Below are 17,445 nucleotides of genomic sequence, written 5' to 3'. Positions count from 1 at the left end.
CAAGGTCTTGGGACATGTCAGCGATAATAGACAAAAATCCCCGTCGTGGTAGTGTTTTGCCAATGTCTCATGCAGAGGCTATAAGATATAACGAACGAACATCGGTAGAAAGGGGCAATGGTCGATTAAAGGAAGAGTTTGGGGGTAAAAATGTTCTGGTGAGAGGGGCAATGAAAGTAAAGATGCACTTGATGATCGGAATTGTTGTCTTATTTGCCGATCAAATGCTAAAATTGATAACCCAAACAATAAAAGGTACCTAAAAAAGTGATATTTAGCATTATGAGGGAGAGGTGCGCCTAAAATAGGGTTGAATTAGTCATTGTATCCTATAAAATTGAAAAATTAGAAGTTTTTATATTAACGAATAAAATTTAGACCTCATTGATGAGGGTAGGGCAGATATTTTTAGTGAGTTTTGGTTTCTTTTTGCAATAGGCTCAATGGCTAAACACTATAAGCATATGATATAGGGCAGGGGCGGCAAACAGCATACCGTCTATCTTGTCGAGGATGCCGCCATGACCAGGCAACAGACTTCCTGAATCTTTGACGTTTGCGTCTCGTTTAAACATGGACTCTGCCAGGTCACCGGCTATGCCTACCAGCGCCAGCACTATACCGACGAGGAATGTTTTCTCAAACGACAGGTGTAGCGCAAAGTATGCCTTTAACAGGGCGGAGCAGATGACGGCTCCGATTATGGCGGCGATTGCACCTTCTATGGTTTTATTTGGGCTCATCTGTTTGTAGAGGGATCGTCTTCCAATGGTCTTGCCCGCGTACAGGGCAAAGCTGTCTGCCCCCCATATGACCGCACACAGGAAGATGACTATCTCCGGGCCTATGGACATTAACTTTATGAAATAACTCAACATCACAGGGATGTACAAAAAGCTAACGATATATGGTGCAATATCCATCAGGGCGTTCTCCGGATACTTTCGGACAAAAAGCCTTCCAAACAGCACCATTGCCAGCATTACCGTTATCAGGGCGGTTGGGATATCGTTGTACTTGTAGGTCATGCAGATGGGGATAATCCCCAGCAACGCAAAGAGATACCTCTGATGATCCCTAACCTTGTACATGGCCAGGAACTCCGCCTGGCTGATGAAGGATATCAGACAGATAAGGAACAGAAAAAAGCCACGCGGCAGGTACATGACGTAGCAGTAAAAGAGCGGTAGAACGATGGCGGCAACTATCAGGCGCTTGGCGTGCATCTCTACAAGGAGACCTTCTGGGGGACTGCCCCAAAGCGTCTCTCCCTTTGTTTGTAGTTGTGGATGGCCGAAAAGAACTCATCCTGAGTGAAGTCCGGCCACAGTGTATCGGAGAAGTACAGCTCGGCGTATGCCGACTGCCAGATCAGGAAGTTGCTGATGCGTTTTTCTCCGCCTGTGCGGATTATCAGGTCTACGGGCAGCATGTCTCTGGTGTCGAGGTTGGATTCCAGGACGGATTCATCGGCGTTACGGAGGTCTACACCGCTGTTGGCGAGCTTTCTTACGGTGCGGACGATTTCGTCTCTGCCGCCGTAGCTTATGGCCATTGACAGCACCATGCTGGTATTGAGCGACGTCAGGAACTCGGCGTTTCTTATCAGGAACTGTATCTCGGGGGGGAGTTTTTCCCTGTTTCCGATCACCTTAAATGCTATGCCCTTGCTCATAAGATCATCTATTTCCGTTTTTAGGTACATCTCCAGAAGGTCCATGAGGGTCAGGACTTCGGTTTGGGGTCTTCTCCAGTTTTCTATCGAAAATGCGTACAGGGTCAGTGCCTTGATGCCGATATCGACGCTGGCATTGATGACATCCTTGCTGCGTCTGACACCCTGACGGTGTCCCTCTACCCGTGGCAACCCCCGTATATTGGCCCATCTGCCGTTGCCATCCATGATAATGCCCACGTGTTTTGGTATTATGACATTGTCCAAGTAAAAGCGCTCCTCATCAGCACAGCAGGGATGTCAGTAGATAAACGGATAGACTGACAGTACCGTAACAAACGGATTGTCACCAGAAAGGATGTTTTTGGCCACGATTCCCAGTATGGGTTTACTCAACACATACAATCTGTCTTTGTCTATGGCGTAGTCGAGGATGTTGCCAGTGAGGTTGCCAGTGAGGGCGCTTTCGTCTACCGTTGAACCGTTCCACCAGAGGTTTACTATCTTGGATTTGCCATAACCAAAGGATATCACAGTTGCGGTGACGGGGGTACGTTTGATGACCAACGCCTGGTGTTTGGTGGTGTAGAACTTGTCGGCAACATGCCAGGGGCCTGTTCTTCTGAAGCCATCTCCTTGATATTCCCTTATGAAGCCGCCAAAATCGTCCTTGCTCCTCCACAGGGTTTTGCCCTTGTCGTCAGAGATGACCATGTGGTTGTCGTTGTCGTAGAACACGACCCTTAGCAATTCCTTATCTTGCCCCTGACCCTGGTCAGACAGGAATGCGAAGTCGTAGATGTTAATCCCCTTTGGCAGTATCAGTGCCTTATCCGGGTGGTACTTGCCATCATAGACCACGTTGAAGACGTCGCCCTTAAAACCGTCCGTTGAATCAAATGCCTGAAACAACATCCTGCCACCAATGACGCGCAGGAATCCTTTTGTCTTCCACAAGAGTTCGATGACGTTGTCCTTGAGTTCGTAGACATAGCCGTAGGCGCCATCTGAGCCATAGGAGGTGACGAGCACTTCGGCCTTACCGTTTTTGTTGAGGTCTATGGTATCGAGATATATGTTGTCATGGAATTTGTCGGTATCAAACGTCCATAGCTGGTGCAGATCAACCGTGGGTTTAAATACCCTTACAGTTGCCCCGGTGTTGAGGAGCATTTCCTGCTGTTTATCGCCATCGAGGTCGCCCAGTGCGATGAGGTCGTAGCCGGTGGAGAGCTGGTAGGTCAGAAGCGGTGCGTCGTTGGATGCCACAAACGGGTCTGCGGCTGATTTCAGGCCGCTTACGTAGTCCTCGTTTAAGAGGAGCTTGTCAGTGGATATCTCCCGTGCGTCGGAGACCCAGAATAGTCGCTGTCTCAGGAGTTTGTCCCTGCCTTCGGTTACGCCATCCACCACGGCAAGGATGCCGGCGTCGGACTTCTTTGCCTCTGCCAGGAGTTTTTCAACGTCGTCGGTAACAAGTGGTGTGTCGAGCATATCAAAGCGACCTGTTTCTTTCAGTTGTCTGTAGTATGCGTCTCCGACGAACCAGTCTATCGTCTTGGCTTGATAAAACAGGAGCCTTCGCTTTGAGCTTGACACCCGTACAGTGTCGCCTTTTTGGGGGTTTCCGGATAGAATGGTTGCCTTGATGGTATTTGGTGTTACGTTGGTGACCTCGGCAACGCCCACAGATTTTTCGAATCTGCCCACGGGTTCGTTGGTAATGGGGTGGTAGAACATCTCAGCCTCACGGAAGAGTTCCAGGTGCATTCCTTTGACAAACATCTCCGAAGCCGTGCTGCAATCAACGGTGAGCACGGTGCCCTTGATGTCTGCGACCTTTTGTTTGAGGGGCTTGAAAAATCCAACCGTCTTGTCAACCAGCGGTCGGAGTGTCTCATCCGCTGCCAGGGCATTGCCCGATGAAATGGCACTCCCAAGCAGCAGGAGCAGTATCAGACCGTATACAATCTTTTTCATCATATGCCAATAGTATAGCATAAAACTTTCAGAAATAAAAGGGGGCGAATTGCCTCATCTAAAATCTATACGAAACGATACCCGTTGCCTCACGTAAAAATCGGTAGTCCTGTAGAGGTAGTGATACTATTCTTTGGTGGTTTTTCCATTAATCAGGCATTTAAGGCTGTTTTTAAAGATGGATTCCCATTTTCGTGGGAATGACATGAACTATTTAATAATGAGGGTTTAGTCTACATGCATCAATACTTCTGCAGGACTACCAGATTTTTATGTGAGGCAACAAGTCAGATGTTTAGCCGAAGTACATGGGTTTTTTCTGACACCTCAAGTTATATTTGTTTACCCCAATAGTATTTAAAACTTAACTCAATATGTGCAATAATATAGACATAAAGTTGAGGGTGCAAAAATGCCTGGAATAAGTTATAATGGATGAGAGACGGTAAACTTAATGCTTATCAAGCTTACACAGGATTGATAAGAGCAAACAATCAAGAAGGAGAATGAGGTTAAAATGAACCAGGATAAGATACCATTGGGTCTGACCTTTGATGATGTGCTGTTGATGCCGGGCAGGTCTGAAGTTGTGCCGTCCACGGTGAACGTGGAGACTTTTATAACGCGTGATATACAGCTAAATATTCCCATCGTCAGTGCTGCAATGGACACGGTGACGGAGTCGCGTCTTGCCATAGCGGTAGCCAGGGAGGGTGGCATCGGCATAATACACAAGGCAATGTCCATAGAGAAGCAGGCATCGGAGGTGAATAAGGTAAAGAAGTCCGAAAGTGGTATGATAGTTGACCCCGTTACGATTTCCCCGGAGAGCCATGTCAGGGATGCCCTTGTGTTGATGGAAAAGTTCAGGATATCGGGAGTGCCGGTTACAGAAAATTATAAGTTGATAGGTATCCTTACAAACAGGGACCTGCGATTTGAGACTAATGTCAACAAACAGGTAAGTGAGGTCATGACAAGTGAGAGGCTTGTAACAGCCCCCGAGGGCACTGACCTCGATAGCGCCAAGGAGCTGCTGCACCGCTACAGGATCGAAAAGCTGCCTATAGTGGACTCGGAGTTCAGACTCAAGGGCCTGATAACCATCAAGGACATAGAAAAGAAGAGGAAATACCCCTGTGCGTGCAAAGACAAGTTCGGCAGGTTGAGGGTTGGAGCGGCAGTGGGTACGGGCAAGGATACCTATGACAGGATCGATATGCTCATAGAAAATGGAGTAGACCTCGTTGTAATAGACACTGCGCATGGACACTCAAACGCCGTGATAGAGACGCTGAAGGGGATAAAGAAGCGTTACAGCATATCGGTCATAGCGGGCAACATTGCCACAAAGGAGGCCGCCATTGACCTGATTGAGGCCGGAGCAGATGGTATCAAGGTGGGAGTGGGGCCGGGTTCAATCTGTACAACACGCATAGTGGCCGGCGTTGGAGTGCCCCAGATAACGGCCATATCGCAGACATACCAGGTGGCCAGGGAGCACGACGTACCAATCATAGCCGATGGCGGGATAAAGTACTCCGGCGATGTCACAAAGGCCTTGGCAGCCGGTGCGCATGTCGTAATGATCGGCAATCTGTTTGCCGGTACGGAGGAGTCCCCCGGGGAGACGGTACTGTATCAGGGCAGGAGTTACAAGGTCTACAGGGGAATGGGGTCGCTTGGCGCCATGGCTGATGCCCAGGGCGCACGGGACAGGTACATGCAGGGAGATGTCGCAGAGACTGCCAAGCTGGTCCCCGAGGGCGTTGAGGGACGAGTGCCATACAGAGGGTCGCTGGCCGAAACGGTCTTTCAACTGGTCGGTGGGTTAAGGTCAGGCATGGGATACTGCGGATGTGCGAACCTCAAGCAACTGCGGGAAAATGCCAGATTTGTACAGATTACAAACGCAGGTCTCAGAGAAAGCCACGTCCATGACGTAATTATCACAAAGGAATCACCCAATTACAGAACCGAATAGGCCGATACACACATTTAGGCCACAAAAAAGAAGTCCCGTTGCAGGGGAAGTCAAGAAGGGGGCGAGGCACCCCCGCCCTCCTTGGTCTTTTTTCGTTACTTTATACTGGTAATAAATTGCAGTAGCATTCCCTAAACATTTTTGCTACAATATCCGACATAAGTTATGTAGTGTAGTGTAATGAAGCATATATGAAGCATATCAGGAACCTGAAAGCGCAAGCAAGCGTAGCAACAATTGTACCAATGCTGCTGGCCGTGTCCATTATTTTTGGCATGGGATACCTGCTCCTGAGCAAGACCCCACATGTGCAGGCGTTGGTGTATGTCCCTGCGCTTATTACGCTGGGGTCATGTGTGCTTTATTTCTGGCTGACCGTCCTTGACAACAACCGAACAAAACAGCAGATCAGCGAGTATTTAAGGTTAATGAACCATTATCCGCCTTCCGGGATGGAATCCCAAGTGCAAGCCGAGAGTGAGACAGACGCTGAAACCGATGCGCAGACAAACCTTGCCTACGTACAGGCGAACCTTGAAACGATCATAGCCCTGCTTGAGCAGTCCAACAGACTGGCAGCCAGTGCGGTCAACAAAGAACTAATCCTCTCCGTCCGCGAAACCATCGACGAGGGGCTGAAAAAACACGCAAACACCATACACCAGTCAAATAGTCAGCATGTTGAATACATTATCTCAAGTATCAATGAGATTTTCTTCACAAACCTCAAGCCTGGCATTGACGCCATTGTCTGCGGGCTGAACAGTACAGACGACAAGCAAACAGACAGCCAGACCACAATACAGCAACTGGTCAGTGCAATCGACGGCATGAAATCCTTCAAAGATGATATAGTCACCGAACTGGCCAAACTCCCTGAGGCCTTAAATGCCACTCCGCTCCAATATAGCCAGGACATAAAGGCCGTAATTGAGCAGTTGCAGTTGTTGCCGGAACAAATGCGCTCTACCTACACAAAGCTGACCACCTATCTCAGCTCGGCGATAAACGAGATACAGGGTCTCTACGCTGATGGCTTTGAACAAATTAGCAAGCTCTCCGCTCACAGCACCATGACACAGGAAAATTTTGAAAAACTGATCGAGCGCATAAACACTGCAATTGAAAAGCAGCTTGATACCTTCAATGACACTGTCCAGGCAGCGCACCTGGTAAACGAAACGGCCTCCGTACTGGCAACTACTTCTTCCGATATCAGACTCCTTACCGATGGCCTGCTCAAGGAAACAGAGGGCATAAGCAAACTCAACTCCCAGCTACTGGAAAAGCAGCAGTCAACCTTTAGAGAATTCCAGGATGTCACAGAAAAGGTCCTGATCAACCTCGTACACCAGGCTGATGCCTTTACCGGGCGTACAACCGAGGGGTTGAGGCAGTTCATCGACGATATAGTCTCAAGTCTGTCAAAGACCGCCGGTACTATGGAAAACCAACGCACAAGGCTCCTGGAATGGACAGACAGCATTGACCAACATATGGGCAAGCTCTCCACGCACAGCGCACTGACTCAGGAAAACTTTGAACGCCTGATGATCGGCATAACCAGCGCCATCGACAAACAGGCCGATACCCTCAAGGACAGCGCCCAGGTGGTCGGACTGATAAAGGAATCTGTCACCTTGTTGGCAACCACATCTGGCGATATCAGCCTCCTTACCGATGGTCTGGTCAAGTCCACAGACTCACACGATCGACTCTACGTAAGCTTTAACGACCTGTTCAAGGAAACAGAGGGTATAAGCAAGCTCAACTCCCAGTTGTTTGAAAAACACCAGGCCACCTTCAAAGAACTCGAAGGCACCATAGAGAAGGTCCTGACCAACCTCGTACACCAGGCTGATGTCTTTACCGGACGTACAACCGATGGGCTGAGGCAATTCATCGACGATATAGTCTCAAGTCTGTCAAAGACCACCAACACTATGGAAAACCAACACACAAGGCTCCTGGAATGGACAAACAGCATTGACCAACATGTGGGCAAACTCTCCATCCATAGCGCACTGACTCAGGAGAACTTTGAACGCTTAATGGCCATTATAACCAACGCTGTCGATAAACAGGCCGATACCCTTAAGGACAGCGCCCAGGTGGTGGAACGGATAAAGGAATCAGCCGACTTGTTGGCAACGGCATCTGGTGATGTCAGACTCCTTGCCGATGGCCTGGTCAAGTCCACGGACTCACAGCAGCGGCTCTGCGTAAACTTCAACGACCTGTTCAAGGAAACAGAGGGCATAAGCAAGCTCAACTCCCAGTTGTTTGAAAAGCACCAGGCTACCTTCAAAGAACTCGAAGACACCATAGAGAAGGTCATGACCAACCTCGTACACCAGGCAGATGTCTTTACCGGACGTACAACCGATGGGCTGAAGCAATTCATCGACGATATAGCCTCAAGTCTGTCAAAGACCGTTGGCACTGTGGAAAACCAACACACAAGACTCCTTGAGTGGACAATCAGCATCGATCAACATGTGGGTAAGCTCTCCACGCACAGCGTACTGACTCAGGAGAACTTTGAACGCCTGATGGCCGGCATAACCAACGCTGTCGATAAACAGGCCGATACCCTCAAGGATAGTGCCCGGGTAGTTGGACTGATAAAGGAATCAGCCGCCTTGCTGGCAATTGCATCGGGTGATGTCAGACTCCTTACCGATGGCCTTGCCAAATCCACAGGTTCACAGGAGCAGCTCTGCGTAAACTTCAACGACCTGTTCAAGGAAATAGAGGGCATAAGTAAACTCAACTCCCGGTTGTTGGAAAAACAACAGTCAACCTTTAAAGAACTCGAAGGCACCATAGAGAAGGTCATGACCAACCTCGTTGTTCAAACAGACGTCTTTACCGCGCGCACGACCGACAGGCTTAAGCAATTCATAGACGACATAACCTCCAATCTGTCAAAGACATCGGGCAGCATAGACAGCCAAACTGCAAAGTTCATGGACTGGACAAGCAGCATTGACCAGCACATAAGCAAACTCTCCGCACAACACACAGTGTCGCAGGATGGCCTTAAGCAACTGATCAACCTCATAAACAGTTCTATCGAAAGACAGAATAATACGCTTGAAAAAAGCTCCAAACTTGTCAGCTTAATAAAGGAGTCAGCCGTGTTGTTGGCAACCGCATCTACCGGCGTCAAGCATCTAACTGAGGGGCTGATAAAGTCTGCAGATACACACGAGAAGTTGTATGCCAATTTCAACTCTTTGCTAAAGGAAGCAGATGGTAAAAGCAAGCTCAATACCCAGTTGCTGGAACATGAAAGGGACACGTTCAAAGAACTCGCTGCTACCGTGGAAAGGCTCTTGTTCAACCTCGTCAAACAAACAGACGTCTTCACCGGACGCACGACCGATGGGCTGACCAGATTCATCAACGACATCAACGCTGGTCTGTCAGAGTCGGTCAGCAGCCTCCGTGGGGTTATCCACGTTCAAACCGAGCTGGTTGATGAGATATCATCTACGCTGGTGCAGTTAAACGATAAGCTGAAGGGGTAGAGCAGCCTTTGTCTGACCTTGACATCCGGGACATTGAGAGGGCGATTAGCTCAATAGGGCAATCGGGATTGACCTATAACACGATTGCATCGGAGAGTGTTGCAAGGAAGGAAGAAGCACCAACGCCTGTTACCACCTTAACAGCGCCAACACGTTATCGCTCCGAGCTGCGAAAGATAAAGAACAAAATCAACGCATCCCTGGCAATCCACAACCGTATGCCAGAGCTGACCCACAGGGAGCTTAGGGTGCTGGCCTGTGACCACGACCTGCCGGTTAACAACAAATCGATATATCTGAGACTCTTGGATGCAATAAAGACAGCGGGGATACGCTCCTGTCTGATGTACAAGAATCTGCTCTCCGTGTATTTCAAGAGATATCGGTATTTTATGGAAAATCAAGCCGTCTTCTTACCCCTTAGGGAGCTGTGGTTGTTCTGGGAACAGAGGGCGCAAGAGGGCTGTGATATCTCCAATGTAGCAGAATCGCCGGAGGTGTACTTTTCCGCAGACACACCGCTGAACATTGCCAGGTGTGTATTGGACGATAAAGAGAAAACCCCGACTATATCAATTGACACCCTGCTGCTGAGACACCATCTGGTGCCAGGCTCTGCTGATGACCTTTTGGTAGAGACCTGTGGCAATATTATCAAACTATGTCTGGATGACTTTAAAAATCCCGTCTGTTTCAACGTCTTATTGTACGAGGTACTGCTGCCCCATGGTACTACAGATAAGGCACGAGCAGACGAAATTGCCTCCGAACTGATACGACGCCTTGACTCAGACGGTGAGTACAGGGTTACCTGTCAAAAGAAACTAAACAAATATTTCCTGGCTCCGGATATACTTGGAGACCCTCGCAATGCCTCCTGTGCGGATAACTGGAGTACAATAGGTGAACACTCCACAGGGATATTTAAGAGATGGTTGATTGAGGACGATATCGTATTTTTTTTCAAGTTCTTATCCGACAACATCAGTGATGCCCATGTGAGGAGGGCATTCTGGTTGCGCTTTGCCGGTTCAATAAGGGACAGCCGTATTTTCGTCTCCACCTACCACCACAAGACCCGCAGAGAGGTCATTGAAAAAGCCAGGGAAGACTGTAGGGAACTATCATCATTATGCTGCGACACCGGCAGGCTTAATTCAAGCTGCATAGTCCTTGACCTTGACAACCGCCTCTATGCCGTAGAGTTTACCGAGCCTGACACCGCCATGTATCTCTACAAGCACGAGAGTTTTAAGTCAGACCTGACACAAGAGACTCTGAATATCGCAGACCTCAAAAAAGCAGATACACCCACGGCAACACAAAACACCCAGATGGTCCAGTTTTACTATCACACAAGTTATCCCGCCCTGCGCTTTTATCACTCCAACAACTGGCAACCTTTTGTTGAAAAATATCTGTCTCTGTACGACATAAAGCCACACCCCAGTCCTTGAAATCCTACGAGCGCAACCATGACAGGTATGCCTCTGACCCCTCTGCGATGGGCAGGGCTATGACCTCGGCAACCGAGTAGGAGTGCAGTCCTATGACGCGCTCCTTGAGGGATTGGAACTTATCCCGTCTGGTCTTTGCGATCATGAGTACCTCAGGGGACGTTTCAATCTTACCCTCCCAGCTAAAGATGGAAGTAACGTTGTTGATTATATTTACGCACTTTGCAAGCCCCTCCTCCACCAGCCTCATAGCCATCTCCCTGGCAGACTGCTCATCCGGTGCGGTGATCAAAACCACATAAAACTCCATATCGCAATATCTCCTTTAGATATATATTATGATGTGTAAACAAGCTAAGAGACTAAAGTAATCCCTCAATATCCTTTTTTTTCAGCAGATCGTTTTTCTTGATACCTTCAATGATGGGGATTATGACCGTGTCTTCGTTTTTTGCTGAATCTATGGGATTTCCAAAGACGTCCTTCATTTGCTGGAGTATGACGGCCGCACTTTCCAGTCCCGGAGATAGGAACATTACAGAGTCCCTTACGGCCAACTTGCCCTTGAGGTAGACCTCGCCCCAGCCATCACTTGTGGAGCGGACTACTCCAAGTATATTGTGAATGCCTTTGTACATCTCCTGTTCGTCGTGGTTGTAATGGCCATCGGGGTGACTGCCCAGATACATCCCCGTTGTAAAGCCCCGGTTTGACACCGACGACAACTCCGCCAGCCACCGGTTGTCCACTACGTAATCTTTGCCGCTGCTGAGGGCATCTATGGCCTCCCTGTAGACCTTCACAACGGTGGCCAGGTAATTGACGCCCTTGACCCTGCCTTCGAGCTTGAAGCTGTCCACGCCGGCGGCATGCAGTTTATCCAGGTGCCCGATCATGCAGAGGTCCCTGGAACTCATAACGTAAGTGCCTCTGTCGTTTTCGTAGACGGGGAAGTGTTCACCGGGGCGTTTTTCCTCCATCAGTGTGTAGTTCCATCTGCAAGAGTTTGTACACAGGCCGCTGTTTGCCGAGCGGTTGGCAAGAAATGCGCTGATATAGCACCTGCCCGAGTACGATATGCAGATCGCCCCGTGGACAAAGCACTCAAGCTCTATTGAGACGTGGTCGCGGATGTCCCTGATTTCGTTGATTGAGAGTTCACGTGCGAGGACGAGGCGTTTGGCGCCAAGTCGCTCATAGAACCGTGCCGAGCGCCAGTTTGTTATATTGGCCTGCGTGCTGATGTGTATTGGCAGTGCGGGGATCGCCTCGGAGACGGCGTCAAACGCCCCGGGGTCGGAGACGATCACGCCGTCGGGGTTGATCTCTCTGAGACAATCGATGTGCTCCGCCAGTGGCTGCAGGTCGGCGTTGTGCAGGAAGACGTTTATCGTAACGTAGGCCTTTTTGCCGTGGGCGTGGGCGTAATCGACGGCGGATTTTAGCTGCTCCCCCCGTTGACCGTCGTCAAAGTTGTCACCCTTCGCCCTGAGGCTAAAACCGGTCAGGCCAAGATAGACGGCATCAGCGCCGTAGTGAAGCGCGGTCCTGAGCTTGTCAAAACTGCCCGCCGGGGCAAGGAGTTCAGGCATCTCGTTCATAGGTTTACTCCTGTAAATATAGTAACACACTTTCTTAGTATAAAACATGTGGATAGAGCAAAGCAAATGTATATACTGAAACCCCATTATTCTTAACCCTAAAGCTCTAAACATTTATGCTCCGTTATTTAGGCATTCGTATACTTTTTTACGTTGTGAAGTTTTGTTCACAGAAAAGACCGGATTTGTAAGCAACGCTTTTATGTATTTCGGCTAATTTATTGCTTCCAGCTATTTATGTTGATTAAAATTCTGTGGTAGTCCTGCACAAGTAGTGATGATCGTAAATTTACCACCCTCCCCTAACCCCTCCCATAAAGGGAGGGGGATGGCAATATCACTATCACTGCAGGACTACCAATTCTGTGAACAACATTTCTCTTGTTTTCCGTCAGCTTGTGGTTTAAACTATATATAGACTGAATAAATAAGGAGAAACACTAAAGATGAATAAACGATACATAGCATTAGCCATAACAATAGTAGCCTTATTGAGCCTCGTGTTTGTGTTCAGGAATAAAATTTTTGCCCCAAAGCCTGTTGAAAATGTAGTGTTTGTCTGGAGTGACGTATCAGGTCAGCAATACGTTACAACCCAAACAAAGGAAGTACTAGCGCCAGATAAAATCTATCCTAATCATCCAACGGTGAAACTTGTCAAGCTCGATGGGATAAAAACACCCCTCAAGGACAAAGCCGGTTTTATAACGGCTACATATAAGTTGGCAGATGAAACCGAGGCTGTATATTCTCTCTCTGACAATGGCGGTCGCCGTACAATATTCCTTATAGGAGAGACCCATCTTGGGAAAAGCCAGAAGGCGGTGGCTAAAAAAATAGTGACCCTCATTAACACGTATGAGATAGACGCCATATTCATCGAACAGCCTGAGACGCTAAAGTTCAACTGGTCTGAGTATGAAACGCTTTCCAGTCAGCCCGATAAGGCAATTGCAGCCCTGCAGGAGCGCATGATTAAAGATGCCGATAGACCAATGAGTCTTGAGCTTGGCAAGTACAAGGTGTATTTCGATAACGCAAAGCCAAAGACCAGAGAAGAAGTAATATCCGTAGTAGAGAAAATCTACAACGATCATGGAGAAGAAGCGGCAAAAGAGGTTATCTCCATGCTCAACAAGTTGCCCGATGTAAGTGAGACAAACAAGCTATATGAAGAGAGCAAGTACATATCGGCGGCTGATTATTTGTATGTTATGCTCAACCTCAAAGGGATCAAGCTCCCCTTTCACAACATTGAATCCGTGGCCCTTAGGGCAAAGTTCAGTGACTCATTGTCCACATCAAATCCCAACCTTGATACCACTGAGAGGGATACCCATATGGTCGCGGCCGCTACAAAGATTGCACAGTCAAACAACTACCGGAGGATTATCCTGATCTGTGGGGCTAAACACCTTGATACGTTAAAACAAATGTTTAGCAAAAAAAACTATGACGTGAAGGTCGAATATAACTCCTTATCTACGGGTGAGTTTAAGGTGGAAATGGCAACACTTAAAAACCCCGGCTTCGTAAAGGAAATTGCCTCAAGTGGGCCAAGCAGTGGTTTTGTGCCATCAGGGGATTTTATCGTTGAAAAAGCCCCAAGCAAACAGATTATGGATGTTGTCGATAAATATTTAAACGCAAACGCTAATTCCATCTATAGTGCCGGCGAGATAACCGGCATAAAAGACAAGTTTATAGAAGCATACAAGGCAAGAGGGCTAAAAGGAAAGCAGTCTTGGGCAATAACCATAACAGAAGGCAACCAGAGCATTAACATCTCCAAAAGTGCGACTGATGATAATGTAAGGGTCAAAGCGGAGCCACTGTCAGCCTTAAACAAGGAGATGGCTTCGGCACCCATCCCAAAAGACGATAAGATGAAGCTGGCCTACCAAACGTATGATTCCAACTTAGACAAACTTGCAAAAGAGACGAACAAACAGATATCAAGTAGCCCATGTGATATCAAATTTCCATATTATATAGTAGAACAGTATCCATCAATGCATATGCTCTATGACGGCAAAGGCATTTCTGAGGATAGCTATACAGTGAGCTTTAAGACATCTGATATAATTGATAGGGTAATCAAGGATACACAGACGACAGAAAGAAAGGAAGTGTACTTGGTTTTAAAAAATTATACACAAGAGCAAGCAGACGGAGTTGCTGTAACGGCAAGAAAGTGGCTTAAAAAGCAAGGAATATCCAACATCAAGATAAGAACTGTATTACACCCTGAATCACCTCTGACGAGGGATTTCTTTGAAACCGTTGTGGGAATAGAAGAAGTCAGCGAAGAACCTGTTCAAGTGACAACCGGAAAATATAAAGGATTATTTAAGTCATTCGTGAAATTTTTCACGCGTGATGGCAGAAAATTGCGAATGGATTTTTATACAGAAACAAAATTGCTTGGTGTAAGTTTGATTCAACATCTAAAGTCTTATGTATCTCCAGGCAGCTTATGGAACATGAATGTAATGAAGGGTACTCAGGCTGAACTTGCAGCAAAGATACGTATTGCATTAGAGACTGATAAACACTTTAAAGATGACAACTTGAAAATGGTCGCTGAAAATGAAACAAGTGATTTTAGAATAGTAATCATTACAATTGAAAATCAGAAGGAGGGATAGGCAATGACACGTCGTATACTAAAGCCCCAAAATAATGAATTTAAGCTGGAGATGGCAACGCTTAAAAACCCTGGCATCATAAAGGATATTGTCTCAAGAGGGCCAAGCAGTGGGTTTGTGGCCTCAGAGGAACTTGTCGTTGAAAAAGACCCAAGCAAGCAAGTTATGGATGCTGTCGATAAGTATTTGTCCACAAACACTACGTCCGTCTATAGTAACAGCGAGAGAACCAGCATAAGAGACAAGTTTATAGAAACATACAAGGCAAGGGAGCTAAAAGGAAAGCAGTCTTGGACGATAACCATAATGGAAGGCAACAAGAGCATTAATCTCTCCAAAAGCGCTACTGATGACAGTATAAAGATCAAAGCGGAGCCACTGTCAGCCTTAAACAAAGATATGCCTTCGGCACCCATCCCAAAAGACGAGCAGATGAAACGGGTCTACCAAACGTATGACCCCAAGTTAGACGAACTTGCAAAAACGACTAACAAACAGATATCAAGTAGTCCATTTGGCATCAAATTTCCATATTATATAGTAGAACAGTATCCATCAATGCATATGCTCTATGATGGCAAAAGCAATTCTGAGGATAGCATTACAGTGAGCTATAAGATATCTGATATAGTTGATAAGGTAATCAAGGATATACAGACGACAGAAAATCAGGAAGTGTACTTGGTTTTAAAAAATTATACACAAGAGCAGGCAGACGTATTTGCTGCATCAGCAAGGATTTGGCTTAGAAAGCAGGGTAAATCTAATATCAAGATAAGAACTTTATTACATCCCGAATCAAGTCTAACGAGAGATTTCTTTGAGACCCCTGTGGGGATAACTGAAATTAGCGAAGAAGCTGTCAAGGAAACAACAAGAGTTAAAGGATTGTTTAAATCGTTTGTGAAATTTTTCACCCGTGATGGCAGACAATAGAGGATGAATTTTTATGCACAAACAAAGCTACTTTGGGCAGAGTTGATTCAACGTCTAAAATCTTATATAGCACCAGATAGCTTATGGAATATGAATGTAAGAAAGGGTACTCAGGCTGAATTTGCCGCAAAGATACGTCATGCATTAGAGGTAGAGATAAAAAACCATAAGGGGGATAAGATAATGACACGTCGTATAGTAAAGCCCAATAACTGTGCCTTGGCATTTGCCATTCCTTTAGACGAAAAGAGCTTTGAACAAAATAGAAAAGTGCCTGACAGAGAGTATATAAGGATGAAGTTTAAGGATGATTGGAATGGATATTACATAAAAGTAGCTCGTATATATGAAAATTTTAAAACTAATTTTCAACAACTTGGTGTTAATGTTTTCTACAATGTAACATTTGATTGCTTTAAAGGTCTGCTTGAGCGTGAGGAGTTTGATGTAATTATACCTTTTGCTCATTTTAACAATAAAGAATCTGAATTACACAAACCAGGTATGGAATTCTTTGATGGTTTTGCAACAATCCCTGAAATTGTAGATGCTGTTCCGTACGATTTTACCGGTATACTCGACCTTGACGTATGCAACTCCGAACCACTTGTTGTAAAGTTAAAGGAAAAAAATCTAAAGTATCTTATAAAGTCAGGATATGGTGAGGCAACACCAGTCGTGTGGATGGGGTTTTATCTTATGTTATTTAGATACTTATATGATAACAATGCAACTTATATTGAAGCACTTGAAGAAACATCCTTTTGAAATGTTTTTCAAAGAACAATAAAGATAAGGAGATTTAACAGATATGTTTTTAAAAAAAGAATTGTTTGAACAGTACTTAAAAGATGTTGACATGATGCCAAAGACTCCATTAGGTGAAGGAGAAGGGCAAGAGCAAGAACTAACGGAAGATGACTATAAAAAAAGCAACTGGCACTTTAGAGAAAAGCTTCAAAACAAGAAAGAAAAAATTAGTATATTAACAGTAGCGTTGATGTGTTTTTTAGGTTTGATATGTCTGTTTAGTATGTATTTTTTATTTTCTAATTCAGCTCGTTTAAGTGGTAATAATTTAGCCAGTGTATATAAGTATACCATTGTTTTGTTGCTTGCTATTAGTGTAATGCTTATGGTTTTACGCTATGAGAAAACTGTTTTTACTATGAGCCTCTTGCAAAACTCCTAAACTAAACCTTTTTTAGTTCTCTTTGTGCTATAATATAACACCTAAATATAATAGATTAAAAGGAGAACATAATGTTATTAGAGAGTATATCATGGTTAGCAGGAAATATACAACGGGTACTGTTCCCAGAGTTGGAAGAAATACTTACCGATCCAATAACCAAGAAACAAAAGCAGTTAGTTACAATCCTGGAGATAGTTCAGATAGAAAGACATATGTGGTGGGTAGACAGTCAATGCATAGGTCGTAAACTCAAGGAGAGGTATGCAATTGGCAGAGCGTTTGTAGCCAAAGTTGTCTATAATTACCCTACGACAAGTCTTTTGATAGAATCTCTAAAAACGATGCCAAATCTGAGAAAGATATGTGGATTTGCTAAAATACAAGATATACCATCAGAATCAACATTCTCACGTGCTTTTGCTGAATATGCACTACA

Annotated in this window: 13 protein-coding genes and 1 pseudogene; 9 read left to right on the top strand and 5 right to left on the bottom strand. The window is 46.0% G+C overall.

Features of this window, described 5'->3' with window-relative positions; all coding sequences use genetic code 11:
- Nucleotides 1-263: pseudogene (locus Mcas_RS15235) on the top strand (hypothetical protein); the annotation flags it as partial.
- Between the two features lie 177 nt (nucleotides 264-440).
- On the opposite strand, the gene Mcas_RS15230 reads toward Mcas_RS15235, so the two are convergent.
- From Mcas_RS15230 to Mcas_RS15220, 3 genes are read right to left on the bottom strand one after another with little or no spacing between them, the layout of a single operon-like run.
- On the bottom strand, nucleotides 441-1,226 hold the full coding sequence (locus Mcas_RS15230) for a phosphatidate cytidylyltransferase (protein ID WP_052567557.1): 786 nt from the start codon (nucleotides 1,224-1,226) through the stop codon (nucleotides 441-443).
- 2 nt (nucleotides 1,227-1,228) lie between these two features.
- A complete protein-coding gene (uppS, locus tag Mcas_RS15225) occupies nucleotides 1,229-1,942 on the bottom strand; it encodes a polyprenyl diphosphate synthase (protein WP_040336414.1) in 714 nt (237 codons plus the stop codon).
- Between the two features lie 33 nt (nucleotides 1,943-1,975).
- Nucleotides 1,976-3,658: a hypothetical protein gene (locus tag Mcas_RS15220; protein WP_156033419.1), complete on the bottom strand. Its 1,683-nt coding sequence runs from the start codon at nucleotides 3,656-3,658 to the stop codon at nucleotides 1,976-1,978.
- A 514-nt stretch (nucleotides 3,659-4,172) separates the two neighbouring features.
- Between Mcas_RS15220 and guaB the strand changes: the two genes are divergently transcribed.
- The 3 genes from guaB (at nucleotide 4,173) to Mcas_RS15205 (ending at nucleotide 10,629) form a co-directional block, all read left to right on the top strand.
- Complete coding sequence (guaB, locus tag Mcas_RS15215) at nucleotides 4,173-5,639, top strand: IMP dehydrogenase (RefSeq protein WP_040336412.1); 1,467 nt, start codon at nucleotides 4,173-4,175, stop codon at nucleotides 5,637-5,639.
- A 191-nt stretch (nucleotides 5,640-5,830) separates the two neighbouring features.
- On the top strand, nucleotides 5,831-9,172 hold the full coding sequence (locus Mcas_RS15210; RefSeq protein WP_040336411.1) for a hypothetical protein: 3,342 nt from the start codon (nucleotides 5,831-5,833) through the stop codon (nucleotides 9,170-9,172).
- A gap of 8 nt (nucleotides 9,173-9,180) precedes the next feature.
- A complete protein-coding gene (locus Mcas_RS15205; protein WP_040336410.1) occupies nucleotides 9,181-10,629 on the top strand; it encodes an EH signature domain-containing protein in 1,449 nt (482 codons plus the stop codon).
- A gap of 4 nt (nucleotides 10,630-10,633) precedes the next feature.
- On the opposite strand, the gene cutA is transcribed toward Mcas_RS15205, so the two are convergent.
- Together cutA and Mcas_RS15195 are read right to left on the bottom strand one after the other, a co-directional pair.
- Nucleotides 10,634-10,939: a divalent-cation tolerance protein CutA gene (gene cutA, locus Mcas_RS15200; protein ID WP_040336409.1), complete on the bottom strand. Its 306-nt coding sequence runs from the start codon at nucleotides 10,937-10,939 to the stop codon at nucleotides 10,634-10,636.
- A gap of 52 nt (nucleotides 10,940-10,991) precedes the next feature.
- Entirely contained in the window at nucleotides 10,992-12,230 is a 1,239-nt protein-coding gene (locus Mcas_RS15195) for a U32 family peptidase C-terminal domain-containing protein (RefSeq protein ID WP_040336408.1), read from the bottom strand.
- Between the two features lie 446 nt (nucleotides 12,231-12,676).
- Here Mcas_RS15195 and Mcas_RS15190 point away from each other — a divergent pair, with 446 nt between their 5' ends.
- The 5 genes from Mcas_RS15190 to Mcas_RS15170 all read left to right on the top strand — a co-directional run.
- The gene (locus Mcas_RS15190; protein ID WP_040336407.1) at nucleotides 12,677-14,878 is read left to right on the top strand and encodes a hypothetical protein; all 2,202 of its coding nucleotides are present in this window, start codon (nucleotides 12,677-12,679) and stop codon (nucleotides 14,876-14,878) included.
- A gap of 3 nt (nucleotides 14,879-14,881) precedes the next feature.
- Nucleotides 14,882-15,814, top strand: a complete 933-nt coding sequence (locus Mcas_RS15185) for a hypothetical protein (protein ID WP_040336406.1) — start codon at nucleotides 14,882-14,884, stop codon at nucleotides 15,812-15,814.
- 3 nt (nucleotides 15,815-15,817) lie between these two features.
- Nucleotides 15,818-16,582 carry a hypothetical protein gene (locus Mcas_RS15180; protein WP_040336405.1) on the top strand — a complete coding sequence of 255 codons (765 nt, stop codon included), beginning with the start codon at nucleotides 15,818-15,820 and terminating at the stop codon, nucleotides 16,580-16,582.
- 43 nt (nucleotides 16,583-16,625) lie between these two features.
- Nucleotides 16,626-17,006 (top strand): hypothetical protein, encoded by a 381-nt coding sequence (locus Mcas_RS15175; protein ID WP_040336404.1) that lies wholly within the window; start codon nucleotides 16,626-16,628, stop codon nucleotides 17,004-17,006.
- 71 nt (nucleotides 17,007-17,077) lie between these two features.
- Nucleotides 17,078-17,445 (top strand): transposase (locus Mcas_RS15170; RefSeq protein WP_040336403.1); only part of this gene is annotated, 368 nt, incomplete at its 3' end.

Source organism: Candidatus Magnetobacterium casense, from assembly GCF_000714715.1.
Classification (GTDB): domain Bacteria; phylum Nitrospirota; class Thermodesulfovibrionia; order Thermodesulfovibrionales; family Magnetobacteriaceae; genus Magnetobacterium; species Magnetobacterium casense.
This window is presented reverse-complemented; position numbering and strand designations above follow the sequence as displayed.

What these genes read in the sequence shown, in the direction of transcription:
- Mcas_RS15230 (WP_052567557.1), bottom strand. Translation starts at nt 1,226, where the DNA reads ATGCACGCCAAGCGCCTGATAGTTGCCGCCATCGTTCTACCGCTCTTT.
- Mcas_RS15220 (WP_156033419.1), bottom strand. Translation starts at nt 3,658, where the DNA reads ATGATGAAAAAGATTGTATACGGTCTGATACTGCTCCTGCTGCTTGGG.
- guaB (WP_040336412.1), top strand. Translation starts at nt 4,173, where the DNA reads ATGAACCAGGATAAGATACCATTGGGTCTGACCTTTGATGATGTGCTG.
- Mcas_RS15210 (WP_040336411.1), top strand. Translation starts at nt 5,831, where the DNA reads ATGAAGCATATCAGGAACCTGAAAGCGCAAGCAAGCGTAGCAACAATT.
- cutA (WP_040336409.1), bottom strand. Translation starts at nt 10,939, where the DNA reads ATGGAGTTTTATGTGGTTTTGATCACCGCACCGGATGAGCAGTCTGCC.
- Mcas_RS15195 (WP_040336408.1), bottom strand. Translation starts at nt 12,230, where the DNA reads ATGAACGAGATGCCTGAACTCCTTGCCCCGGCGGGCAGTTTTGACAAG.
- Mcas_RS15190 (WP_040336407.1), top strand. Translation starts at nt 12,677, where the DNA reads ATGAATAAACGATACATAGCATTAGCCATAACAATAGTAGCCTTATTG.
- Mcas_RS15185 (WP_040336406.1), top strand. Translation starts at nt 14,882, where the DNA reads ATGACACGTCGTATACTAAAGCCCCAAAATAATGAATTTAAGCTGGAG.
- Mcas_RS15180 (WP_040336405.1), top strand. Translation starts at nt 15,818, where the DNA reads ATGAATTTTTATGCACAAACAAAGCTACTTTGGGCAGAGTTGATTCAA.
- Mcas_RS15175 (WP_040336404.1), top strand. Translation starts at nt 16,626, where the DNA reads ATGTTTTTAAAAAAAGAATTGTTTGAACAGTACTTAAAAGATGTTGAC.